Annotated in this window: 26 protein-coding genes and 1 tRNA gene; 15 read left to right on the top strand and 12 right to left on the bottom strand. The window is 43.6% G+C overall.

Annotated features, from left to right (window positions below; translation table 11 throughout):
• Positions 1–18 precede the first annotated feature (18 nt).
• Together ACT3ID_RS09805 and ACT3ID_RS09800 are read left to right on the top strand one after the other, a co-directional pair.
• Positions 19–1,386, top strand: coding sequence for an aldehyde dehydrogenase (locus ACT3ID_RS09805; RefSeq protein ID WP_491541842.1), 1,368 nt, complete (start codon positions 19–21; stop codon positions 1,384–1,386).
• Positions 1,383–2,381, top strand: a complete 999-nt coding sequence (locus ACT3ID_RS09800) for a YhdH/YhfP family quinone oxidoreductase (RefSeq protein ID WP_491541841.1) — start codon at positions 1,383–1,385, stop codon at positions 2,379–2,381. The genes ACT3ID_RS09805 and ACT3ID_RS09800 overlap by 4 nt, the downstream gene beginning before the upstream one ends.
• On the opposite strand, the gene ACT3ID_RS09795 is transcribed toward ACT3ID_RS09800, so the two are convergent.
• The gene (locus ACT3ID_RS09795; RefSeq protein WP_491541840.1) at positions 2,382–2,792 is read right to left on the bottom strand and encodes a response regulator; all 411 of its coding nucleotides are present in this window, start codon (positions 2,790–2,792) and stop codon (positions 2,382–2,384) included.
• Positions 2,793–2,981: 189 nt separating this feature from the next.
• Here ACT3ID_RS09795 and ACT3ID_RS09790 point away from each other — a divergent pair, with 189 nt between their 5' ends.
• The gene (locus ACT3ID_RS09790) at positions 2,982–3,446 is read left to right on the top strand and encodes an RrF2 family transcriptional regulator (RefSeq protein WP_491541839.1); all 465 of its coding nucleotides are present in this window, start codon (positions 2,982–2,984) and stop codon (positions 3,444–3,446) included.
• A 30-nt stretch (positions 3,447–3,476) separates the two neighbouring features.
• On the opposite strand, the gene ACT3ID_RS09785 is transcribed toward ACT3ID_RS09790, so the two are convergent.
• The 6 genes from ACT3ID_RS09785 to ACT3ID_RS09760 form a co-directional block, all read right to left on the bottom strand.
• Positions 3,477–3,839, bottom strand: coding sequence for a DUF488 domain-containing protein (locus ACT3ID_RS09785; protein WP_491541838.1), 363 nt, complete (start codon positions 3,837–3,839; stop codon positions 3,477–3,479).
• A gap of 571 nt (positions 3,840–4,410) precedes the next feature.
• Positions 4,411–5,235, bottom strand: coding sequence for a phosphosulfolactate synthase (locus tag ACT3ID_RS09780; RefSeq protein ID WP_491541837.1), 825 nt, complete (start codon positions 5,233–5,235; stop codon positions 4,411–4,413).
• Positions 5,236–5,297: 62 nt separating this feature from the next.
• Positions 5,298–6,665: an MmgE/PrpD family protein gene (locus tag ACT3ID_RS09775; protein ID WP_491541836.1), complete on the bottom strand. Its 1,368-nt coding sequence runs from the start codon at positions 6,663–6,665 to the stop codon at positions 5,298–5,300.
• Positions 6,666–6,711: 46 nt separating this feature from the next.
• Entirely contained in the window at positions 6,712–7,125 is a 414-nt protein-coding gene (locus ACT3ID_RS09770; RefSeq protein WP_491541835.1) for a ferritin-like domain-containing protein, read from the bottom strand.
• A 155-nt stretch (positions 7,126–7,280) separates the two neighbouring features.
• Positions 7,281–7,910 carry a helix-turn-helix transcriptional regulator gene (locus ACT3ID_RS09765; protein WP_491541834.1) on the bottom strand — a complete coding sequence of 210 codons (630 nt, stop codon included), beginning with the start codon at positions 7,908–7,910 and terminating at the stop codon, positions 7,281–7,283.
• A gap of 54 nt (positions 7,911–7,964) precedes the next feature.
• Positions 7,965–8,708: a hemerythrin domain-containing protein gene (locus ACT3ID_RS09760; protein WP_491541833.1), complete on the bottom strand. Its 744-nt coding sequence runs from the start codon at positions 8,706–8,708 to the stop codon at positions 7,965–7,967.
• Positions 8,709–8,867: 159 nt separating this feature from the next.
• Here ACT3ID_RS09760 and ACT3ID_RS09755 point away from each other — a divergent pair, with 159 nt between their 5' ends.
• The 9 genes from ACT3ID_RS09755 to ACT3ID_RS09715 all read left to right on the top strand — a co-directional run bounded on the left by ACT3ID_RS09755 (position 8,868) and on the right by ACT3ID_RS09715 (position 13,207).
• Entirely contained in the window at positions 8,868–9,224 is a 357-nt protein-coding gene (locus ACT3ID_RS09755; protein WP_491541832.1) for a ferredoxin family protein, read from the top strand.
• 66 nt (positions 9,225–9,290) lie between these two features.
• Positions 9,291–9,533: a DUF2249 domain-containing protein gene (locus tag ACT3ID_RS09750; protein ID WP_491541831.1), complete on the top strand. Its 243-nt coding sequence runs from the start codon at positions 9,291–9,293 to the stop codon at positions 9,531–9,533.
• Between the two features lie 3 nt (positions 9,534–9,536).
• Complete coding sequence (locus ACT3ID_RS09745; RefSeq protein WP_491541830.1) at positions 9,537–9,866, top strand: metal-sulfur cluster assembly factor; 330 nt, start codon at positions 9,537–9,539, stop codon at positions 9,864–9,866.
• Between the two features lie 11 nt (positions 9,867–9,877).
• Complete coding sequence (locus ACT3ID_RS09740) at positions 9,878–10,984, top strand: DUF8744 domain-containing protein (RefSeq protein WP_491541829.1); 1,107 nt, start codon at positions 9,878–9,880, stop codon at positions 10,982–10,984.
• An 18-nt stretch (positions 10,985–11,002) separates the two neighbouring features.
• Positions 11,003–11,572 (top strand): plastocyanin/azurin family copper-binding protein, encoded by a 570-nt coding sequence (locus tag ACT3ID_RS09735; protein WP_491541828.1) that lies wholly within the window; start codon positions 11,003–11,005, stop codon positions 11,570–11,572.
• Between the two features lie 47 nt (positions 11,573–11,619).
• Entirely contained in the window at positions 11,620–12,111 is a 492-nt protein-coding gene (locus ACT3ID_RS09730) for a DUF4149 domain-containing protein (protein ID WP_491541827.1), read from the top strand.
• A 21-nt stretch (positions 12,112–12,132) separates the two neighbouring features.
• A complete protein-coding gene (locus ACT3ID_RS09725; protein ID WP_491541826.1) occupies positions 12,133–12,336 on the top strand; it encodes a DUF3565 domain-containing protein in 204 nt (67 codons plus the stop codon).
• A 111-nt stretch (positions 12,337–12,447) separates the two neighbouring features.
• The gene (locus tag ACT3ID_RS09720) at positions 12,448–12,786 is read left to right on the top strand and encodes a hypothetical protein (RefSeq protein WP_491541825.1); all 339 of its coding nucleotides are present in this window, start codon (positions 12,448–12,450) and stop codon (positions 12,784–12,786) included.
• Between the two features lies 1 nt (position 12,787).
• A complete protein-coding gene (locus ACT3ID_RS09715) occupies positions 12,788–13,207 on the top strand; it encodes a hypothetical protein (RefSeq protein WP_491541824.1) in 420 nt (139 codons plus the stop codon).
• Between the two features lie 157 nt (positions 13,208–13,364).
• On the opposite strand, the gene ACT3ID_RS09710 is transcribed toward ACT3ID_RS09715, so the two are convergent.
• The 5 genes from ACT3ID_RS09710 to recJ all read right to left on the bottom strand — a co-directional run bounded on the left by ACT3ID_RS09710 (position 13,365) and on the right by recJ (position 17,773).
• Positions 13,365–14,279: an ATP-grasp domain-containing protein gene (locus ACT3ID_RS09710; protein WP_491541823.1), complete on the bottom strand. Its 915-nt coding sequence runs from the start codon at positions 14,277–14,279 to the stop codon at positions 13,365–13,367.
• A complete protein-coding gene (locus tag ACT3ID_RS09705; RefSeq protein WP_491541822.1) occupies positions 14,264–15,052 on the bottom strand; it encodes a hypothetical protein in 789 nt (262 codons plus the stop codon). Before ACT3ID_RS09705 ends, ACT3ID_RS09710 begins: the two co-directional genes overlap by 16 nt.
• A complete protein-coding gene (locus ACT3ID_RS09700) occupies positions 15,030–15,389 on the bottom strand; it encodes a hypothetical protein (protein WP_491541821.1) in 360 nt (119 codons plus the stop codon). The genes ACT3ID_RS09705 and ACT3ID_RS09700 overlap by 23 nt, the downstream gene beginning before the upstream one ends.
• A gap of 522 nt (positions 15,390–15,911) precedes the next feature.
• Positions 15,912–15,984: transfer RNA gene (locus ACT3ID_RS09695), tRNA-Phe, on the bottom strand.
• Positions 15,985–16,054: 70 nt separating this feature from the next.
• Positions 16,055–17,773 carry a single-stranded-DNA-specific exonuclease RecJ gene (gene recJ, locus ACT3ID_RS09690; protein ID WP_491541820.1) on the bottom strand — a complete coding sequence of 573 codons (1,719 nt, stop codon included), beginning with the start codon at positions 17,771–17,773 and terminating at the stop codon, positions 16,055–16,057.
• Between the two features lie 385 nt (positions 17,774–18,158).
• Here recJ and ACT3ID_RS09685 point away from each other — a divergent pair, with 385 nt between their 5' ends.
• From ACT3ID_RS09685 to ACT3ID_RS09675, 3 genes are all read left to right on the top strand, one after another.
• Positions 18,159–19,331, top strand: coding sequence for a Glu/Leu/Phe/Val dehydrogenase dimerization domain-containing protein (locus ACT3ID_RS09685; protein ID WP_491541819.1), 1,173 nt, complete (start codon positions 18,159–18,161; stop codon positions 19,329–19,331).
• A gap of 326 nt (positions 19,332–19,657) precedes the next feature.
• A complete protein-coding gene (gene hslO / locus ACT3ID_RS09680; protein WP_491541818.1) occupies positions 19,658–20,563 on the top strand; it encodes an Hsp33 family molecular chaperone HslO in 906 nt (301 codons plus the stop codon).
• A 77-nt stretch (positions 20,564–20,640) separates the two neighbouring features.
• The gene (locus tag ACT3ID_RS09675) at positions 20,641–21,891 is read left to right on the top strand and encodes an NAD(P)/FAD-dependent oxidoreductase (RefSeq protein ID WP_491541817.1); all 1,251 of its coding nucleotides are present in this window, start codon (positions 20,641–20,643) and stop codon (positions 21,889–21,891) included.
• Positions 21,892–21,904 lie beyond the last annotated feature (13 nt).

Raw genomic sequence — 21,904 nt, 5'->3', positions numbered from 1 at the left:
TGAAAATGAACACGATCCATGAAAGCACTCGTTGAAAAACAAAAACAATTCTTCAACAGCGATAAGACTCGAAGTGTTACATATCGCAAAGAGCAGCTGCGTAAATTAAGAAATATCCTCAAGGATCATGAGCAAGACATTTTTGAAGCTCTTCAGTCAGATTTCGGCAAACCAGCCTTTGAAACATTTGGCACTGAATTGTTTATCATTTTCCAGGAGATTGATCATATGATCTCCAACCTCAACAGATGGACAAAACCGCAGACGGTTAGCAGATCATTAATAAACTTCCCCTCGAAAAGCTATATACAACCCCAACCCCGGGGAATTTCATTTGTAATCTCACCTTGGAATTATCCTGTACAACTTACATTAAACCCTGCTTTGGGTTCTATTGCAGCAGGAAACTGCACGATTTTAAAACCATCGGAAATCTCAACTCATACTGCTAATCTGCTTGCCAAGATCATTAATGACAACTTCAATTCCGCATTTCTGCATGTGGTGCAAGGGGGTCCTGAAGTCACACATTCAATATTAGATCAACCGCTGGATTATATCTTTTATACCGGCAGTGCGCGCATTGGAAAAATTATTATGCAGAGAGCCGCAGAACAGCTCACGCCCTTAACCCTTGAACTGGGCGGAAAATCTCCTGCCATTATAGACCAAACGGCCAAACTTGCTTTAGCTGCCCGCCGCATTGCCTGGGGTAAATTTATTAACGCCGGACAAACATGCGTGAGTCCGGATTATGTTTATACTCACCATTCTATAAAGGATGAATTTATCGAGTACCTCAAGCAAGAAATCAAATCTTTTTACGGCGACAATCCAAAGAAAAGCCCCGATTTTGCTCGCATCATTAACAAAAAGCACACCGAGCGTCTTAAGGAGCTTTTGGATCCCCAAAAAGTAATAGCAGGTGGTGAAACGGATATCAAAGACCGCTATATAGCACCTACTATAATGGATGAGGTAACATGGGAAGATGATATTATGCAAGATGAAATTTTCGGACCCATCCTGCCCGTTCTTACCTATGAAAATCTGGGACAGATTATTTCTGTTATAAACAAAAAGCCAAGTCCACTGGCTTTATATATTTTCAGCACCGATAAGTCAAATCAGCAAAAGGTTATAAATCATACAGCATTCGGTGGCGGGTGCGTTAACGACGCTGCCATGCATCTGGGTAATATGGAGCTCCCTTTCGGAGGCATCGGAGAAAGTGGATTTGGCAGCTATCATGGAAAGAAAAGCTTTGATACTTTCTCTCATCAAAAAAGTATCATGAAAAAATCCAATTGGCTTGATATCTCGCTCCGTTATCCACCGTATGAAGGCAAATTACAATGGCTCAAAAAACTCGCGAATTATCTATGAATGATTCATTCAAAGCACTGGTTGTCGAAGAAACCTCCGAAGGAACATTTCAAAGAAATATTCGACAGTGGTCTATCGAAGACCTGCCTGACAACGAGGTACTGATTGAGGTACAATACTCTTCCCTGAATTATAAAGATGCACTTTCTGCCACCGGCAACAAAGGCGTAACTAAAAAATATCCACATATTCCCGGTATTGATGCGGCCGGTACAGTAACAGAAAGTCAAGATGATCGATTTAAAAAAGGTGACGCTGTACTTGTAACCGGCTACGATCTCGGACAAAATACACCTGGCGGCTTCGGCCAATATATCCGCGTACCGGGCGACTGGATTGTCCCGCTTCCCGACCCGCTATCAATTCGTGAAAGTATGATTATCGGCACTGCCGGATTTACGGCCGCTATCGGCGTCCACCACCTGCAACATAACGATGTACAGACCAGTGATGGCCCCATTCTTGTTACCGGGGCAACCGGCGGCGTTGGAACAATGGCAGTAGCAATTCTTTCAAGGCTGGGATATCAGGTAACAGCAGCCACAGGCAAGCTGAACCAAACATCTTTTTTAAAAGAGTTAGGTGCCTCAACTGTCATTCATCGTGATGAAGTGCAGGATGAATCCTCTCGACCTCTCCTCAGCAGTCGCTGGGCGGGAGCCATCGATACGGTTGGCGGCATTATGCTCGACACCGCCATTCGTCAGACCAAGCTCCACGGAACCGTAGCATGCTGCGGAAATGTACTGGGACATGAGCTTCATACCAACGTTTATCCGTTTATTCTGCGAGGGATTTATCTTGCCGGAATAGACAGCGGTAATTGCAAAATGACACTTAGAAAAGAACTTTGGCAAAAACTGGCTTCATCATGGAAGCCTGACAAATTAAATGATATAGCTAAAAGACGATCACTGGAAGAGCTCAGCAAAGAAATCGATCGCATTTTGGAAGGCAAACAAATAGGTCGGATATTGGTAGACCTTAATACCTAACTATCCTGCTTTAGTAAAAGTGGAAGAATTACTTTTCTGATCAAGAGCGGCAAACAGTGGCGTTTTCAAGTCGCCACTGGTAACAGGTTTGGTCAAAAAATCGGTGAATCCGGTTTTTTTAGCCCGTTCGTAAGAGTAACGGTCACCACTCCCTGACAGATACACAACAGGTATATCAGAATTTTCTCTGATTTTTCCCATAGCTTCGATACCATCCATATCTCCTTTAAGTGAGATATCCATAACAATGATATCGGGCTCCAACTCCCCAACTTTTTCTATCGCCTCGAGTCCATTGTCGACTTTTCCAACAACATCAAAGCCCAGTTTTTTAATTAGACGTTCTTCTACCATCGAAAGAAGCAAGTCATCTTCGACAATGAGAACAGTGCCTTTTCCTTTGTCGGCCATTAGATTACTAGTTCCCCTTTGTTCTCCATAAAAGAGATTAGAAATATTTAATTTATATTAATTAAAATATCCTAATATTCAAAGCTTGACTGTTATTCTTCTCCCTCATTTTAATTATAGAGATGGATTTCACCAGTGTATTTTTTTATATATCTTTTTAAGATAAAAATATCTTAAAAATTTTATTCCATGATTTTATCGAAAGCCTGTATTTATGGTATGAGGGCTTCATTGTATCTGGCCGCGAAAGGAGAAGATGATAATAGATTCATCTCGATAAGCCGAATCAGTGAAGAGCTCGATATTTCGCGTCATTTTTTAACAAAAATTCTTCAAGAGTTGACACAGGAAAACCTTCTTGAATCGTTAAAAGGACCAAAAGGTGGAGTTCGACTAAAAAAAGAGGCTGATGAAATCAAACTAATTGAGGTAGTGGAAGCCATTGACGGACTGGATATCCTGACGGAATGTGCGCTCGGCTTACCCGGCTGTGGAGAACAGAAACCTTGCCCTATTCATGATCAATGGGCTGAAGTAAGAGGAGAGTTACGTGAAATGCTTGAGAATAACACGCTGGCTGAATTGGCTGGAAAAGGAAAATCTTTCAATTTACGTATTACCGAGAATAACAAATTTGACTGGGTCTCTGAATAGCATCGGCTAAATTCAACTTCACTCTTTCTCTTAGTCACTCTTTTTATTAAGAAATTTTTGCAGTACCGTAGCATGATTATGCTGTTCATCCTTTGCCGCATAGAGTAATGTAAGCGGCTGCTGTTCAGCCTTTTTTAAAAGATAATTCACAGCCTTATCTTTTTTCTCCAACTCGGCTTTGTACCGTTTTTGGAAATCCGCAAACTTATCAGAGTCATGATCAAACCATTTTCGCAACTCTGTTGATGGGGCTATTTCTTTTAGCCACTCATCCAACCTTGCCTCTTCTTTTGATACTCCCCGGGGCCAGAGTCGATCTACCAACACTCTGTATCCGTCATCGTCGAAATATTCTTCGTAGATGCGCTTGGTTTTGATCTTTTCAGTACTCATATCTGATTCCTTAAGCTATAGCCATCTTTTTGACTCAATCTTATATCTATACTGTTTAAATACTTATTCAAGTTCCAGACTTGGACTAACTGTAGTGGTGAAGTTTTAGCGCAGAGTAAATTAGTTTTTAAAACATTCTTAGACCAGGGATCCATCTGCCAGTAAAAATTTTAATCAATGCGGCTCCTCCTCTGCGAAGTAAACTTTTCTAAAATAGTATTATAGAAGTACTTGGTTTTTCTACCCCCCCGGCATTAGAATCACGGGCGGAGCACTAAGAGCGAATAGGATAATTTCGTACCGGTGTTATTTTTAAAATAGTTCATCTTCATTGAAGGTCCATCGAAATTATCCCGCTCTTATGTGCGAAGCGTTTCGCGATTCATAGACCGGCGACTTCATTTTTTTTCGTTGAAAAAATGAACTGTAATTCCAATTTAATCTTATGACCAAGCTCCCTTCTCAAGGGGAGAATTTTAGTTACTGCGTGTCTACGCAAAATGTAGAGTGATTAAATCATCACAATAGAGTAAACAACAACATTGCAGTACTCATAAATCATGTAATCATATTACCCCTTATACGTCAATACGCGTCCCCACAGGCTTTTCGTGCCCCAGATACCGCGGCGAAGCGTTTCAAGCTGAACAATCTGGCTGTGATCAACAAACATATTTACCTCGGGACCATAGTTTTTAATGTACCACGCAAATACCTCCGGATCGGCTGCCTCAAACATCAGCTTCTCGAGACCTATTTCGTTAATAAACTCTGCGGGCACGTCAGTTCTCCACGGATCGGCGTTTTCGGTAATGCCTTCTGACTCGATCATAATCATATAGGCTCCGGCATCAACAAAACGCTTCGCCTGCTTAACGGCATAGCCCGTATCGAGGGTACCCTCGGATTCAAGTTCGCCTTTGGCTGTGTCACCGCCGGCACCGAATTGGATTCCGATTTCTGGTTTCGCCCGTAATCCGGCTTCCTGCACTTTATCTATCAAACGCAGCCAGTCGTCTGTAGGCAGTGAGATAAATCCGGCAGAAAGCTCAATGATATCAAAACCATAATCTTTACAGGTATCAATATATTTACCGACCGCCCCTTTTCCCTGGGTGAGGACATACTCCATAAACCCGCCGGTAGATACGAGCGTATCATGATCGTGGGCGATATCTATAAGCTCTACAACCGCCTCTCTGGGCATGATCGAAAACGATCCGCCGGAAAATTTCAGTGAATCGACATGTTCACCCATAGTCTCCATTATGTCCAACAGGTATCGCTTACCCATAACAGCGTAGTAGGGTCCACGTATCTCGGTAATGCCCGTTTTTCGTGGTTTTGGTTCTCGTTCATTCTTGTTCAGGAAATCGAATGTTTTTTTATCAGCCATAATAATAACAAGTTTTAGTTGTCGGGATGCGGCATGCCCGCGTCCGTACATTAATTTGCAAATCAAGATTCTAGCTCTACTTCTGTAAGAAGCTCCATCAGATCCGAAATCAAATGCTGCTCAAAATGCTGAACTATCTCTGTGATTTGTTTGCGCAGATCTTTGGTGGTATAAGGATCAGCCAATCCTTCAAACTTTTTAATGACCGTTTGCCAACTCATGGGACGTGTGTGGAAACCTTCATAATCATTTTTTTCGATAGTATGATTTTCTCCACTCTTTAAATTCACGATAAGTTTTACAGGCATTTCATCCGGAAAACGATCGCTGTATTCTTGTTTGGGTGATACGTTTACTTTTTTAAGCAGCGACTGAATGTCATCAGCTTTAATACGATCTCCTCTATACTGTTCCGGCATTACCTGTCCGTCGAGCAGCGCAGCCGACACCATATATTGTAACGAGTGGTCGGCCTCTTCTTTGGTACGGACAATCGTCTTATCACCTTCTTCTCCACCGCCGATGATATGATAGGCTACATCAAATATTTCGATTTCTATTTGCTCCACCTCGTCAGCAGAAAAGCCATGCTTCTCCTTCAATTCGATCATCCCTTCTATCGATGACTGCGAATGTATTTCGGCATTGTATTTTTTGATAATGGTATTGGTCACACGTTCCAGTCCCTCATTTTGCCAGTCAATCGCAAAGTCACCGGCAATGGAATCCATAAAACCCTTGTTACCTTCGAATACGGCCGGCGGACCCGTAATACCATACTTGGCCAGAAATGCAGCGTGCGTACCACCAAAGGCCGTATGAGGATAGGCCATGCCTTTCCAGTTTGAGAGTGCACCGGTTCTGGTAACCCTCAGTGCATTTAAGGCAGTACCGGCAATAGCGATCGCATTGGCCGTTTTCTCTTCATCAAGATCCAAAGCTTTGGAAACACCAGCGGCCACGGCATAAGATCCCTGAGTGGTGTGATCGAAACCTTTATCACGGACCGGCGCTTCATCGCTAAGCCGACACTGTACCTGATAGGCCACACCGAGGGCCGTCAAAAACTCTTTGCCGCTAAGATTTGTAGTTTCTCCCGCCGCCAAAATTGAGCCGATATTATCACTCGGATGACAGGTTTCACCTTTGGCCAGATAACTATCATTGAAATCCAGATACCGAACTAACCCGCTGTTGTAAAACGCCGCACGATCCGGTGTTTTCTTGCCACCGCCTACAAGCGAGCTCATTTCAGATCCGCCAAAATCGTCTATCATCTTCCGTATCGCTTGCACCGGCGGACCTTCGACCGCGCCAATAGCCGTCCCCAGAGAATCCAGCAGGCGAATCTTCAGCTGGTTTTTTGCACGTTCTGATAAATGCTCGTATGAAGCCTCACTGATAAATTTTGATAAATCGTGAACAATCATAATTCTCTCTTTTAGAATGTCACACTGTAATAGTTGCAGCCATACATCAGCCTAATAATCTTCGCATCTCTTGTCCGTGTTCGTCTTCTTCGGCACCCTGGTCTTCCATGTTCATCTTCAAAGACAGGAGATCCTCTTCTTCTGCCAGCTCCGCCAGGCGCTTATAATTTTGCACATCTTTTTTCTCCTCTTCAGCGTCGTTCTTCAGCATTTCACTGACATCTTCAGGCGGTCGTGTCAGATCCGGATCGAGTTCAGGAGTACCCCCGAGCATCTCAATTTGATTTGCCAAGTACTGGGCATGCCTCACTTCATCCAGAACCTCCTCGAGATACATATTACGCACACTCTCGTATTCAGCTCCCTTGATGGAAGCCGCCTGAAGCATGTAACGTAAAAAAGTTGAAACTTCTCTATTCAGTTGATCATTGAGTGCCTGTACAATGTTTTCAGTGCCCATATCTTTATTGTTTTTTTAATGAATCATTAAGAACGATCTTACCGTTTTTTTCACAATAAATTCATACGGTATAATTGGTGATCTGTGTAGTATTGCTCCCTACATTTAGCTTTTGCATTGTGGTAAAAGGTTGTTTGTCAGTTTTTCTATAGAAGCTATATCGATTTAATATCATAGGTGCAGGCATGATCTCCTTCAGCAATATAAGTTGTCCGGTCAATTTTCTGCTCAAATAACTTTTCATAAAACTTAGCTTCGAGTTTGCAGGGCAGCCGCGTTTCTTTGACTACTTCGCTGAAGGGGCAATTACACTCTTTTACAGTCAGCTCTTCGTTATCATGATCAATTTCAAACTCCGGCATAAAGCCCTCTTCTTCCAGCATCTGCATCAAAGCTTCAAGCCGCCGTTCCAGGTCTTCTTCCGAAGCATCGTCCATGCGTGCACGTGCTTTTTTCAGTCGTTCATTCCAAAACCATTCGAAGAAATTCTCGAGTATATCTTCGTCTCCCTCAGACTTAATATGATTTATAAGCTCACGCATCAGTGAAGATTCGTATGATGGAAACAAGCTGTTGCCTTTGGGCGTCAGCTGATACTGAAGACTTGGACGTCCGGGCCCGGACCGCAAATACTCTCGATCGACAAAACCGTCACGCTCCAGCTGTATGAAGTGCTCGCGCAGGGTTGTTTTTGCAAGTTCCGTTTCTTCGACCGCCTCATCTATAGAGAGTGTACCCCGGCGTTTAATCAAATCAATAATCTCTTTTTTAGTGCCGGTAATCATGCCAATCAAAGTAAATTAAATTATTCTCCGCTAATTGTTGCCTGATCTTTTATTCTAATCCTCAATCAAAGCCAAATGTTCTGCGATTTTTGGGATTAGTATTTCTTTTTCAAACTCAAACTGTTCTTCAAGAGAACTAAAAAGCAGCTCAAAATTTTTATTCATAATTCGCAGTGTCGTGCAGGCATTGGCCGGATTTTCAAAATTCCTGGCCTTATTTCGAATTGTTTGCATCTGTCTGTATAAACGATCATGGTCGCGACTTAAAATGTTCAAACAACGATTGACCCTTTGGACAGTTCCGTGGAGCAGGGAGGATTTCTTTTCCGATATTCTTTTCACAAGTGGTATCAATTTCTCCTCCTCAAACATGTAGAACAATCGCACAGCTTCTCTGAATGAATCGAAATGCCATTTCATATTTTTTAACCACGGATATTGATTTCCGTGCACCTGATGAACTCGGGGAAATGCTTGCTCAATTTCTTCTACAAGAGCTCGGCTATTCTTGTGGTAATGCCTGAGCAACCGAGAACAAAGTGCACTGACATTATCACCTACCTCGTATCTGGGTTTTTCGTCATCTGTCTGTTTATCATCTTTTTCCTTGAGCCAATTCAGCAGTTCAACTTCACTCCACTGTCGCGCCTGGCACACTGAGCGCAGTGTCTGTGCACTATGCTTCTCCGGATTTAATCCAATAGATGCCAACAAAACTTCGGAATCTGCCCCCGCATTTACTATCTGACCTACCGTGGCGTCCGGCGTCAATTCTTTAAGTGATTGTCTTCGATTCATAACGGTTAAATTTCTGATGATTCTCTTTTTAGTACAGCATCAAGTTATCAGTCTTAGATAAATAAATCAATTAAATTGGTAATAACCGTTTTTATAGTTGAAATTAATTTCTGCTACTTCTACCTTTCGAATGAATCAACAAACAAACAGCTTTAAAAGATGGCTTACGTCGTAACCGATCCGTGCATCCAATGCAAACACACCAACTGCGCGGCCGTTTGTCCCGTTGATGCATTTCGGGAAGGGCCCAATTTTTTGGTTATCGATCCGATTGAATGCATCGACTGTGATGCATGTGTGGCCGAATGTCCGGAAGAGGCCATTTTTCCCGATGATGAAGTACCGATGGAGTGGGAAGACTATATCGAGTTAAATGAACGGCTCTCTGAAGAATGGGCCGACCATGTTATCAATGAAGTGAAAGATCCGCTGCCGGAAGTGGATCAATGGAGTCAACGTGATAACAAACGAGAACATTTGATTGAAAGCTGGGAAGAAGCAGAAGCAGTAAAGTAGTTATTAGTTAATGGTTATTCACAACAGTTAACTATTAACCAATAACTAATAATAAATAACCAAACAATGCCTGATACAGAACAACAACTTGACATCCGAAAAATTGAGCCGAAACGTAAACATCCTGCCATTTTTGAAACATATGATGCCCTTGCCGAAGGCGAAACGTTTGTGATTATTAATGATCACAATCCCAAGCCGTTGTATTACGAGATGGCAGCCGAACGAGGTGATGACAAGTTCAGCTGGGAATACCTCGAAGAGGGACCTGATGTCTGGAAAGTTCGTATTGGTAAAACGGACGCATAACTCATGTCTGCTTCCTCCTCCATAGATCGACGCAGGATAGTCCGGCAGCTCCGCGATGTAATCGACCCGGAACTGGGCGTAAACATCGTAGACCTGGGGCTGGTATATGACATCTATATAGACGATGGCAACGTGAGAATAGAATATACCGTCACCACGCCGGGCTGTCCGATGCGTCGATACCTGGAGCAGCAGATCGTGCAGGCGCTGGAATCCACAGATGGAGTCGATCAGTACGAAATTAACCTGGTATGGGAGCCGGAATGGTCGGTCGATATGATAAAAGAGGACGTAGAATTTTTCGCCCAACCTCCGCCCCAACAGCGTGTATAATGAATTTGAAAATGAATAAAGTGCCAACTTTTGTTCTTGTTGGATTATTGATATTGGCGGCTATTGGATTACTGGCCGGTCTCTATTCCGGATTGGTCCGCCTGGGATTACTGTCCACCACCGAACCTTTTGTATCTCCCATTGCTCACGGACCGCTGATGATCAATGGATTTCTGGGCACTCTTATCGGCCTGGAGCGCGCCGCTGCCCTGGAAAAGAAATGGGCATACGCAGCCCCGGTATTTATGGCCACTTCAACTATTCTTATGCTGATCGGGTTGCCAACCCCTTCTGACTGGGCACTGATTATCGGATCCGTCGGACTTTCAGCAGTAATGTTTTTTCTTTACTATCTTCAGCCTAAAATTTATCACTTGATTATGGCGTTGGGCGCAGCCTCTTTACTAGTGGGCAATCTGATGTTTGTAGCCGGATATCCTATTTATTCGCTCGTTGTGTGGTGGGCTGCCTTTCCCATGCTCACTATTTTTGGCGAACGGCTGGAACTTAATCGTATCATGCGTCCGCCCGAGCGAGCGCAACAAATTTTTACCGTACTTATTTTCGGATGGATCGCAGCGTTAGCACTTACCCATATCGATCGAGACATCGGATGGAGTATCGCCTCTCTGTTGTTAATTGGCAGCGCGGGATGGCTGATCCAGTATGATGTGGCCCGACGCACGATCAAATCCACAACCTGGACCAAATACAGCGCCATTTGTCTGCTTACCGGCTACAGCTGGCTCATCCTTGGCGGGCTGTATGGCCTCTGGTATGGGTTTCCGACAGCCGGACCTATTTATGACGGAATTTTGCACATGCTTTTTGTGGGATTTGTTTTCAGCATGATATTCGCCCACGCTTCGATTATCATTCCGTCGCTGTCCGGCAAGCTGGTTCCCTGGCACATGTACTTTTACCTGCCACTGATTTTACTGCACTTTTCTTTGCTAATCCGGATTATCGGAGACATGGCAATTTATCCCGTCCTCCGACAGATGGGAAGCTATGGAAACGTAGCGGCCATACTTCTGTTTCTGGGAGGGGTAGCCTTCCAGCTTATTCGAAAATCTTTTACACATAACAAATCAACAATTCTAAACTCTACTACTTAACCTAATCCTAAATCTACTATGAAACGTTATTTATCACACGCATTGTCACTACTATTACTTTTTGGAATGCTTACCGCCTGCGGAGGTGAATCCGGAGATCAACAGCAAGCAAGCGATCAATCGGAAACCGCTGCACAGGCCGATGATGACATCCGAACCATTGAAATTATCGGCATCGACCAGATGAGATTTGTCGTTGAAAATCAACAAGACAGAATTACCATCGGCGGAGAATCCGGCGACTATCTTCAACTCGAATCTATTTCTGCCGAACCCGGTGAAGAAATTCGCATACGTCTAACCACAGTAAGTGACCTGCCGGCTTCAGCTATGGCACACAACTGGATATTATTGACTATGGGTGCAGATGGACAGGCATTTGCCAATGCAGCTGCACGAGCTAAAGATAGCGATTATATTCCGGCAGATATGACGGATCAAATAGTTTCTAGCACCGATCTCGCTGCCGGTGGAGAGACAGTAGAAGTGGTATTTAACGCTCCGGATGAATCGGGCGACTACGAATATATTTGCAGCTTTCCCGGCCACTATTCCGGCGGTATGAAGGGTACTTTGACAGTTGAATAAATATAACTTTAAGGCGGTCGGATCGATCGACCGCCTTTCTTTTTTCTATGTACTATCTGTCCGTTTTTATTCACGTCATCTCTGCGATATTCTGGATAGGAGGAATGCTGTTTACTGTGGCCGTGTTGGTTCCGGCATCACGCCACGAAATCCTGAAACATAAAAAAGGAGTTTTCTTTACACTTGTTGGCAAAAAATTCAGTCGCATCTCCTGGATCCTTTTCGTTGTGCTGACTATTACCGGTATCACCAATCTTTTGACACGCGGCTTTACGATTGACCAGTTATTAACCGGCTCCTTTTGGACGGATGTTTTCGGTGGATACTTATTCATTAAACTGTACTTGTTTGCGGCAGCACTTATCGTCAGCGGAGTGCACGATTTTTATGCCGGCCCCAAAGCCGCCAAACTAATGGATGAGCAGCCTGAATCCCAAAAAACTCAAGTCATGCGAAAGATATCGAGCTGGCTCGGACGCTTGAATTTGCTGCTTGGTTTGGGGATCCTGTACTACGCTCTGAAATTACTGAGAGGTTAATAGCAGAATTCATTTACATTGATGGAACAGCCAATTACAGGCTTTCACAAAGATGAACATGACGATTGGGTAGCCCGGCTCGAATGCGGACACACCCAGCACGTGCGCCATAACCCGCCATGGATGATTCGTCCGTGGGTAACAACGAAAGAAGGTCGGCAAAAACACATCGGTACCACGTTGGACTGCAAAAAATGCGATCGCAACGAACCGAAAGACTTTTAATTACTTATGCCAAAAATTACCCGCACATTTATTAAAACAGGACTCGTTTTCTTCCTACTTTCACTCCTGTTGGGCATTGCCATTGAAATCGAATCGATCAGTTCGCCCGCCATGGTGCCCCTTTTCTGGCACATGCTAATGGTCGGGTGGATCACGCAAATCATCTTTGGCGTCTCGATATGGATGTTTCCCGGCCGCACCCGCGAAGAAGGATTCAAACCCCAACTGTGGGGCTGGTTGACCTACATTCTACTGAACGGCGGATTGGCACTTCGCATTACAGCCGAGCCGTGGGTTTCGACTTCCGAAGCCGCCGTCTGGGATCTCATGATTATTATCTCTGCCATTTCGCAGGTTCTGGCGGCTGTTACATACACTATTGAGATGTGGCCGCGTATCCAGTCGAAAAAACAACGTCTGCGCAATCGCAAAAAGAAACGAAATAGCTGATATGCCCCTGCCCAGCCGGTTAATGATTCGCCTTTCGCTTCTGTACCTGATCGTGGGATTTCTGCTGGGGGCATCATTGCTCATCCACAAAGCCTATCCCCTTTATCCGGGAATATGGCATCTGCTCACCATCCATATAGAGATGCTGATCTTCGGATGGATTATTCAGCTGACTCTCGGAACGGCCTACTGGATTTTACCAAAGAGCCGGGTTAAGACGGCAGATCGCGACCAGCTCTGGGCGATGATTATCCCTGTCGCGTTAAACCTGGGCATTTTTATAAATATCGGTGATCACCTGCTCCGTTTTTCTGAATATGCCTGGTTGGTCGGACGCTCATTTGAGCTTACTGCTGTTGTTTTCTTTATCGGGCTCCACTGGAATCGGGTGACTTCATTTAAATATACAGATACAAACTAAACCGCCAGGTCCATTGTAAATGATAACAAATAACAAAAACAACACATTTACGTATAGAGACTTTGGTTATCGTCCTGCGTTCCTGCGGATAAACCAATCAATGGTGCCGATGACAATAGGCAGATTCTCTACCCTTCCAGGACGAACTCGTCAGATGCTAATTTTTTGATTCATACAAATCTAAAACTGCCTCACCAATAGGTTGGTCAGTAGACATTTCATACGGAAGAAAATTTGGAACAGGATTTAATTCTAAGCAGTACCATTGGTCATCATCGGTTACCCGAAAGTCGATACCGGCTAGATTTAAATTTTCGGAATAAGCAACTTTTATACAACGTTTTTTTATGATGTCAGGAATCTGAGTTGCTTCGAATTCATTATTCTCACTTTCGAATCGATAATCAACACCATCGGATCTGATTAAAGTAGGAAAAACTTGTTCTCCAACAATATGAACTCTTACATCATAACCATCAATGTACTCTTGTAATATCACGGGAGAGGTTCCTTCTTCCAGTCGATTTAACAATTGGTCATCTAGTAAACGTACTTCTGATCTAAGCCCCGAACAAGATTTATATATAACTTTACGCTGATATTTCTGGCTAAATTGCCTGATATCAGCTTCTCGATTACTGACTATCCACTCAGGCACTTTAAATCCATTGCTGTCTAACATCTGCATTTGAAAAGGTTTAGAACCATTTGATCTACCTGCACAGGGACGATTAACTACCGGGCAGTTTATAGAATTGAGGAAGTATTGAAGAGCCTTTCGTCTTTCTAAGACCAATACTGAATTTATTTCAGCAGTTAATTCCAAACCTTCAGGAAGACCTGGATTAGGAGTCAACCGTACAAAAATCCCATCAAGTGATGAAAATGTATATTTATGATTAGATGTTTCAATATATCCTGAAGCAAGATCTGTATCATCGTAAGAAAAATCCCAATTCACGCCGAGCTTCTCTTCAGAGAGTTTAACGATATCAATATCTCTTTTTTCACAAAGCCATGATATATATGTTGAGGTCAGATCCTCATCATTACCTACTATACAAATTCGCAAAACGATTCTCTGATTTTATGACTTAATAAATCTCTGAGCTTTTTTTTAGGATGTGGTTGAGTTTCTACTTTAAGGATATGTCCTTTTTCATCAGAATGGATTTCCGCAATATATATTCCTAACTCCAACAGGGTTTGTGCTGTTGATTTTATAATTGAGCTCCCAGGCCCAAAAATTATTTCTCCATCTACTGCAAAGCTTTTTTTACAACTAATACTATTTGTCTTAGGGGCTCCTAAAATCTTGCATGTATTTGAATTGGGCACAGATCTTGAAGAATTGCTAGCATAAGGATACCAATATTTCGATTTATCGAAATTCATTTTCCCAAAGCTGAATTGGGATACTGGTATATTCTTTTGGATCAAACGACGTCTCCACTGGTACCATTCTATACCTTCAAACCAGGAAATAGCATCGTAATTATTTATTGCCAGCACTGAATCACAATGAAATGCTGATAACCAAATTGAGCGCATTTCAGTATCTATAAAAGACTGATCTTGCTTTCGGAAATGGTAACTAAAGTTTTCATTAGGAGAAACGCGAAAGAATATACCCCTCACTTTTAGGCCATTTATGCAAAAAGAATTATTGCATAATGTTACCTGTAGATCTCCCACTGATTTCGGTTTATACTGCCTAACTGTAACTTGCTCTTGGGATAAATGATTCGCTACTGATTCAGACAGTAGATCTCCATCCCGATGAATTATTACAACCACACTTTCCCGGCGATCAACAAATTTTTTACTTTCGGAATCGTTCTTCAAGATCTGTTGCCAGTCGATTTAAAAGTTGATCATATGTCATTTTTCTCGGATCAGGCATTCTTCTTGGATCACTCCAAGATTCCATAGGATTCTTTTCCAGTTCTGTTTTTTTCTTTTCATTCTTTATTACATCCAAGATGTCGTCTACATTAAAGTTACCCCAATTCTCAGGCTCAACATGGAGTTCTACTTTTTTCTTTTCGGGCCACACTGTTAAGTGTTCTAGACTAGCTCCACCCTCGTTAAGAGCAGATAAAAATTCTGATGCACTTATTTCATCTAGTTTTTTATCCTTGATTTCATCCAGATCGATAGCAGCTTTTTTATTCTTTGACATGATAAATAACCCTCTAAGATTAAAGATTAATTTTTAACTCTCTTATAAATCAGTCTTACTTTTTCTACGGTTTCAAAATCAACTTAAATTATTTTAAAATATTTAATACTAATTTTCAAACACCTAGACATTTAGTTAATTATCCGTACTTCCACTTAAATTATTTTTGCTATCCATACATTACACGCCAATTTTTGTTTATCAAGGATATTCCCCAATAAATTATTCTAGGGGTCACGATAGAAAGTTACAGTCAGTTCAGAAGTGGCTTAAAGATCGACGCTACAGGAAATTTAGCTTTGAAGAAATCCAGCACTATCAAAAAATTATTGTAGCTCTGATGGATACAGACCAGAGATAAATGAGAGGAAATTCAGTAACCCATCAGGCGGCTGGGTTCGCCGTCCGATGGATAAACAAGGCTACTCCCCTCCACCCGTCCGACTGCAAACCCAGCAATCGGACGATAGACCAACTCAAAACAAAAAAGGCCTTGCAACTAAAAAGCTGCAAGGCCTTGCGTGGGACCGGGCGGAATCGAACCGCCGACACCGCGATTTTCAGTCGCGTGCTCTACCTACTGAGCTACAGTCCCAACTCGAATAAGAGTTGCCAAATATAAAAGCTTTTCCACTTTATACAAAGAACAGAACGCGGATTTTTTGCTACTCTTCGTCTTCAATCTGGATGTCCCGCAGACGAAGCTGCAGGGTGCACCGGCCATTCCAGTTATTCTCCTCAATGGAATAGGCGATATTCAAATTTTGGCCGTCAGTGTTGCGTATCACCGGCAGGTATTCGTGCATGTTAAACCCGATCACGTCAAATTTGCCGGACCCGTTTTGTGCCACCTTCATCTTCAGGTGCCCTTTGCCTACCACCGTCGGCACGCCCACAACGCGGACGTCGCGGCTGACAAATATCGGGCGCAGGTTGCCTGGTCCATACGGCTCAAACTGACTCAACAGCTTCCAAAAGCGCATATCCACATCACTGAGATCCAACTCGCAATCGATATTCAGCTCAGGCGTAAAATCTTTTTCCGATAGATTGTTAGAGGCAATTTCATTTATTCGACGGCGGAATTCTTCCACATTCTCTTTCTTGATCGTAAGGCCTGCGGCATATTCATGACCGCCGAACTGCTCCAGCAGATCTTCGCACTTTTTAAACGCCTCGTATATATTAAACCCGTCGATGCTCCGCGCCGATCCCTTAATTTTTCCGTTTACCGTACTCAGCATCACGGCCGGGCGCCCGTAGGTATCCACCAGCCGCGAGGCCACAATCCCGATAACACCCAGATGCCAGTCGGGATGATGCAACACCATCGAAGAAATATCATCCAGATCATATTCTGAATCGACCATCTCCTTGGCTTCTTCCATCGTTTTGGTGTCTTTGTCGCGGCGGGCAATGTTAATGCTTTCCAGCTCGTGGGCGCGCGATTTTGCCTCGGCGGGCGTATCGGCAATCAGCAGTCTTACGGCCTTCGTGGCATCGCCCATCCGTCCGGCCGCATTAATGCGGGGACCAATAGAAAACACAATATTCGACGTCGCAATAGAGCCCACCTCCAAATTGATAAGATCCAGCAGTGCTTTGATACCCACCCTCGGCTCGGCATTAATCTGCTTGAGCCCTTCACGCATCAAGATTCGGTTCTCTCCTTGAATGGGTACAATGTCCGAAGCAATAGAGATAGCCACGAGATCAAGCAGCTTAAAAACCAGCTTATCGCCAAGACCCAGCTTTTCCGTTGTTCCCTGGATCAGCTTGAATCCAACGCCGGCACCGGATAATCCCTTGAACGGATATTTGCAATCATCTCTTTTAGGGTCCAATACAGCCACCGCGTCGGGAATGGCATCCCCAACATTGTGATGATCGCAGATGATTACGTCGATATCGTGTTTTCGGGCCTGTTCGGTTTCTTCCACAGCTGTAATGCCGCAGTCCACCGATACAATCAAATCGGCATTGATCTCTACAGCATGCTGAATACCCTCCTCATTTATGCCGTACCCCTCCTTAAACCGGTGGGGGATATAAAATTCAACATCGACGCCAAACTCCTCCAGGAAAAGATATAAAATAGCAACCGACGTGGTTCCGTCTACATCGTAATCCCCATAAACAAGGATTTTTTCTCTTTGGCGAATAGCTTTGGCCAGTCGTTCGGTGGCTTTGTCCATATCCTTCATTAAAAAAGGATCGTGAAGCTGATCTAACCCCGGCCGAAAAAAAGCTTTTGCTTTCTCATATGTATCTATATCCCGTAACGAGAGCAGATGAGCAATTTTCTCGGGAACCCCCAGCTGCTCTTGCAACACGGATATAGCTTCTTTGTTTTCTGGTGTAGCATATACCCAGCGAAAAGACATAATTACCTGTTTTTTTCTTTTTTGTCATAAATAGTCTATCGGCGGTCAAACCACATAGCTACACTAGCGCACGATAATAAATTATCTGCCGCTGATCTCTAATTAAAATACAATTTCAGAGATAAATATCATCCATTAAAAAAAGAAGTTTTCCAGTCATCTTCAGCATCAGTTGTTTTTGGTCTCGCAGCTGCACTACTAAATTTGCCCTATTTTTTGTAGATTAGGATACTCCGATTTAAGAGATTTATTCTGAATTATTGAAATAATTCTGAACAATAGTTCAAAAAAAAGACCATCGGCAGAGTAAAAGGTTAAATAGGGCAATTCGTGGAATTGGCAAGGGATTTGATTAAAAATTTAATGATGACTTAATCCAGATATTATGCAATCTACCACTATAGAAAAAACTACTCCATCAGATATTTCTGATAATTTTCCACTATTTCACAAGCTGCAAGATTACGAGCATGAACAGATAGTCGTCTGCTCGGAACCAAGCTTGGGGTTAAAGGCAATTATTGCCATCCACGACACAACGCTGGGACCTGCACTGGGCGGTGTGCGTATGTGGCCCTACAATAATGAGCAGGAAGCAATTCGCGACGTGCTTCGGCTTTCTCGGGGGATGACGTATAAAGCCGCTATCTCGGGCTTAAACCTGGGCGGAGGCAAAGCTGTGATTATCGGTGATCCTCGGAAGGAAAAAAATGAAGCTTTGTTTCGTGCTTTCGGTCGCTATGTTGACAGTCTCGGCGGACGGTACATTACAGCTGAAGATGTGGGCATTAACGTGCAAAACATGGAGTGGGTCCGGATGGAAACTAAATATGTAACCGGTTTACCAAAAGCGATCGGCGGTAGCGGTGATCCCTCTCCTGTTACAGCTTATGGAGTATATCAGGGCATGAAGGCCTGTGCCAAAAAAGCGTATGGATCTGATTCGCTGGAGGGCAAAAAGATATCGGTACAGGGAGCGGGACATGTCAGCTCACACCTTGTTGATTTTCTCAGCAAAGAAGGTGCTGAACTCTTTATCTGTGACATTTATGAAGATAAAGTAACGGCACTGGCAGAAGATGTAGGCGCTAAAGTAGTGGATCCCGATGATATATATGGACTCGATGTTGACATTTTTAGCCCCTGTGCACTCGGTGGAATTGTAAACGATGACACGATCGATCATCTCAAGTGTGATATCATTGCCGGCGGTGCTAACAACGTGCTTGATGAAGAAAAACGACACGGTCAAATGCTGCTGGATAAAGGTATTATTTACGCTCCTGATTATGTGATTAATGGTGGCGGACTTATTAACGTGGCCAACGAGCTTGAAGGATATAACGAAAAGCGTGCTCACGAACAGGCGTCAAAAATTTACGACACTATTTTGGATATCCTGGATTATTCAGAAGAAAATAATACGCCAACATTTGTAGCCTCTAATATTCTTGCCGAAAAGCGCATAGAAGAGGTTGGGAAAATCGGTCAAATTTATACCTCCGAGAGCAAGTTTTCAGGACATATTGGGGAACTCTATAAGAACGCAAATCTGTAAATTATTTAAACCTGAATGTCGGGGCGGCCTGAACTTACCCGTATTTCTCACAAAGAAATTTGGTCGTCAGCAAGACGGAAGGTAAATGGTGAATGAGACGTACTCAGGTACGTTGATTGAACCATTTGGTCTCCAACGAAGCTGGCGGACAAATTTCAAAGTTATATACACACTGTAATTTTATTTAACTCCTTAACATCCTGATAAGTTTTTGCACCATTACAGGATATTTAGTGTGACAATAATATTCATGAGAAATACGGGTTAAATGTTTATGTCGCCTTTTTTGTTGCAAGACTGGAATTAAAAACCAAACAGATCACCATATGATATCAAAAGAAGATTTTATTCAAAAAGACCGCCTGATTAAAGGTATCAGCAAGGACGGACACCTCAAGATTTCAGTAGTAAAAACAACAGACGTCGTCAAGACAGCCCGCCAAAATCATAATCTATCTCTTCTCAACACCGTATTACTTGGGCGGGCACTGACGGGAACAATGCTTCTGGCTTCCGAGCTCAAAGGCGAAGAGCGCATTAAAATGCGCATTGAGGGACAGGGTCCCGTAAGTTTGCTCGTTGCCGAAGCCAACCGGGTGGGCGAAATCCGCGGCTATGTTCAGAATCCGCAGGCTCAACTTGAATACTATAAACCAGAAACAGATATCGGAGATGGTCTAGGTGTCGGCGTTCTGACTGTGAGTAAAACACTTTATAATGAAGCCGAGCCTCAGCACAGCAGTATCGAGCTGGTCAGCGGAAACATCACAGACGATATCGCCTATTATATGGTGCAGTCGGAACAGGTCCCTTCGGCTGTGCTGCTTGATGTCGGCATCGACAGCGAGGGAGAAGTTACTGAAGCGGGCGGTCTTTTAATTCAGCGCATGCCCGATGCTCCGGAAGGCGCCATTGATAAGCTTCAGGAAAAGTTACTAGAGTTTGATCCCATAAGTTCTATGCTCTCCGAAGGGCAATATATTGATGATATTATGCTAAAGGCCATGGCTCCGATGGAGGTTAAAGAACTGGATCGTCAACCAGTGGATTTCTTTTGCCGCTGTACCCGGAAACGTTTTGTCAATGCTTTGGCGATGCTTGGCTATGAGGATCTCAAGGAGATCAGTGACGAGGGACAAGAGCTGGTTTGCCACTTTTGCAATGAACATTATAATGTAACACAACAAGAGATTGAAGATCTGCTTATGCAAACGAAGGCGAAGATGAATTAACAAGATGTTGAAGGTTGCAGGTTTGAATGTTACAGGTAGAAGAACCGAACCTTCGGCCGTAAATTAACTATTAAGAAATGTCCCGCAAACACGTCGTTATTGTCGGTGGTGGATTTGGCGGCATTAACACTGCCAAGAAGCTTAAAAAAGCTGACGTCGATATTACCATTATCGACAAGACAAACCATCACCTTTTCCAGCCTCTGCTATATCAGGTGGCTACAGCTGCCCTTTCACCCGGCGATATCGCCGTCCCTATTCGCGCTATTCTGGGCAACCGCAAAGGGATGAAAGTACTGCTAGGAAATGTTACCAGGGTCAACAAAGAGGAAAATTTCATTGAGCTTGAGAGCGGGCGAAAAATCAATTTCGATTACCTGGTACTGGCTCCGGGTGCTCAATACAACTATTTTGGTAACGATGAATGGGAGAATTATGCGCCGGGACTCAAGTCCATTGGCGATGCCCTCCAGGTTCGGGAGCGTATTCTTCTCTCTCTTGAAAAGGCCGAACAGCTCGATGATCCCAAACTTCGGGAACCCTATCTGACGTATGTAATTATTGGCGGCGGACCTACGGGTGTCGAGATGGCAGGAGCCATAGCCGAAATCGCGAAGCGCAGTATGATGCGCGACTATAACACATTCAGCAAAAATGAAACGCGTATTTTTCTTGTCGAAGCTGGCCCGCGTATTCTCAATGGTTATCCTGAATCCCTTTCCGAAAAAGCACGTCAAACGCTGGAGGATATGGGCGTCCGCGTTTTATTGAATACTCCCGTTACTGATATTGGGAAAAATGAAGTCTCTTTTTCAGAAGGAACGATCGAAACACCCAATATCATCTGGGCGGCAGGTGTTGCGGCATCGCCGCTGCTCTCCTCGCTTAATACCAAACAAGACCGCACCGGCCGCGTTTTTGTCGAGGATGATCTTTCTCTCCCCGACCATGATAACATCTTCGTGATTGGTGATGCTGCCCATAAAGAAGACGAAGACGGAAATCCACTGCCGGCGCTGGCACCTGTTGCAATTCAGCAGGGAGAGTTTATCGGCAATCTCATCCGCAATGAGATTAAAGGAAAGAAGCGAAGTAAATTTCATTTCGTTGATAAAGGCACGATGGCTACTATCGGACGCGCCAAAGCGGTTGCTGATATTCGAGGATTCAAGTTCAGCGGTTTTTTTGCCTGGATTCTATGGTCAATCGTCCACATATTCTTTCTGATCGGCTTCCGCAATCGTTTCCGCGTTTTTGTTGAGTGGATGTGGCACTATTTCACCTTCAAGCGCGGCGTCCGGCTCATCACCGATCGGTTTACAGAATAACGATGAAGCCACA

Source organism: Fodinibius sp. GM108, assembly GCF_058386985.1.
The sequence above is the reverse complement of the archived record's forward strand: the minus strand, read 5'-3'. Positions and strand labels throughout refer to the sequence as shown.

Bases quoted from the DNA above. Each gene is read 5' to 3' on its own strand.
- ACT3ID_RS09805 (WP_491541842.1), top strand. From the start codon at position 19: ATGAAAGCACTCGTTGAAAAACAAAAACAATTCTTCAACAGCGATAAG.
- ACT3ID_RS09800 (WP_491541841.1), top strand. From the start codon at position 1,383: ATGAATGATTCATTCAAAGCACTGGTTGTCGAAGAAACCTCCGAAGGA.
- ACT3ID_RS09795 (WP_491541840.1), bottom strand. From the start codon at position 2,792: ATGGCCGACAAAGGAAAAGGCACTGTTCTCATTGTCGAAGATGACTTG.
- ACT3ID_RS09790 (WP_491541839.1), top strand. From the start codon at position 2,982: ATGATTTTATCGAAAGCCTGTATTTATGGTATGAGGGCTTCATTGTAT.
- ACT3ID_RS09785 (WP_491541838.1), bottom strand. From the start codon at position 3,839: ATGAGTACTGAAAAGATCAAAACCAAGCGCATCTACGAAGAATATTTC.
- ACT3ID_RS09780 (WP_491541837.1), bottom strand. From the start codon at position 5,235: ATGGCTGATAAAAAAACATTCGATTTCCTGAACAAGAATGAACGAGAA.
- ACT3ID_RS09775 (WP_491541836.1), bottom strand. From the start codon at position 6,665: ATGATTGTTCACGATTTATCAAAATTTATCAGTGAGGCTTCATACGAG.
- ACT3ID_RS09770 (WP_491541835.1), bottom strand. From the start codon at position 7,125: ATGGGCACTGAAAACATTGTACAGGCACTCAATGATCAACTGAATAGA.
- ACT3ID_RS09765 (WP_491541834.1), bottom strand. From the start codon at position 7,910: ATGATTACCGGCACTAAAAAAGAGATTATTGATTTGATTAAACGCCGG.
- ACT3ID_RS09760 (WP_491541833.1), bottom strand. From the start codon at position 8,708: ATGAATCGAAGACAATCACTTAAAGAATTGACGCCGGACGCCACGGTA.
- ACT3ID_RS09755 (WP_491541832.1), top strand. From the start codon at position 8,868: ATGGCTTACGTCGTAACCGATCCGTGCATCCAATGCAAACACACCAAC.
- ACT3ID_RS09750 (WP_491541831.1), top strand. From the start codon at position 9,291: ATGCCTGATACAGAACAACAACTTGACATCCGAAAAATTGAGCCGAAA.
- ACT3ID_RS09745 (WP_491541830.1), top strand. From the start codon at position 9,537: ATGTCTGCTTCCTCCTCCATAGATCGACGCAGGATAGTCCGGCAGCTC.
- ACT3ID_RS09740 (WP_491541829.1), top strand. From the start codon at position 9,878: ATGAATAAAGTGCCAACTTTTGTTCTTGTTGGATTATTGATATTGGCG.
- ACT3ID_RS09735 (WP_491541828.1), top strand. From the start codon at position 11,003: ATGAAACGTTATTTATCACACGCATTGTCACTACTATTACTTTTTGGA.
- ACT3ID_RS09730 (WP_491541827.1), top strand. From the start codon at position 11,620: ATGTACTATCTGTCCGTTTTTATTCACGTCATCTCTGCGATATTCTGG.
- ACT3ID_RS09725 (WP_491541826.1), top strand. From the start codon at position 12,133: ATGGAACAGCCAATTACAGGCTTTCACAAAGATGAACATGACGATTGG.
- ACT3ID_RS09720 (WP_491541825.1), top strand. From the start codon at position 12,448: ATGGTGCCCCTTTTCTGGCACATGCTAATGGTCGGGTGGATCACGCAA.
- ACT3ID_RS09715 (WP_491541824.1), top strand. From the start codon at position 12,788: ATGCCCCTGCCCAGCCGGTTAATGATTCGCCTTTCGCTTCTGTACCTG.
- ACT3ID_RS09700 (WP_491541821.1), bottom strand. From the start codon at position 15,389: ATGTCAAAGAATAAAAAAGCTGCTATCGATCTGGATGAAATCAAGGAT.
- recJ (WP_491541820.1), bottom strand. From the start codon at position 17,773: ATGTCTTTTCGCTGGGTATATGCTACACCAGAAAACAAAGAAGCTATA.
- ACT3ID_RS09685 (WP_491541819.1), top strand. From the start codon at position 18,159: ATGCAATCTACCACTATAGAAAAAACTACTCCATCAGATATTTCTGAT.
- hslO (WP_491541818.1), top strand. From the start codon at position 19,658: ATGATATCAAAAGAAGATTTTATTCAAAAAGACCGCCTGATTAAAGGT.
- ACT3ID_RS09675 (WP_491541817.1), top strand. From the start codon at position 20,641: ATGTCCCGCAAACACGTCGTTATTGTCGGTGGTGGATTTGGCGGCATT.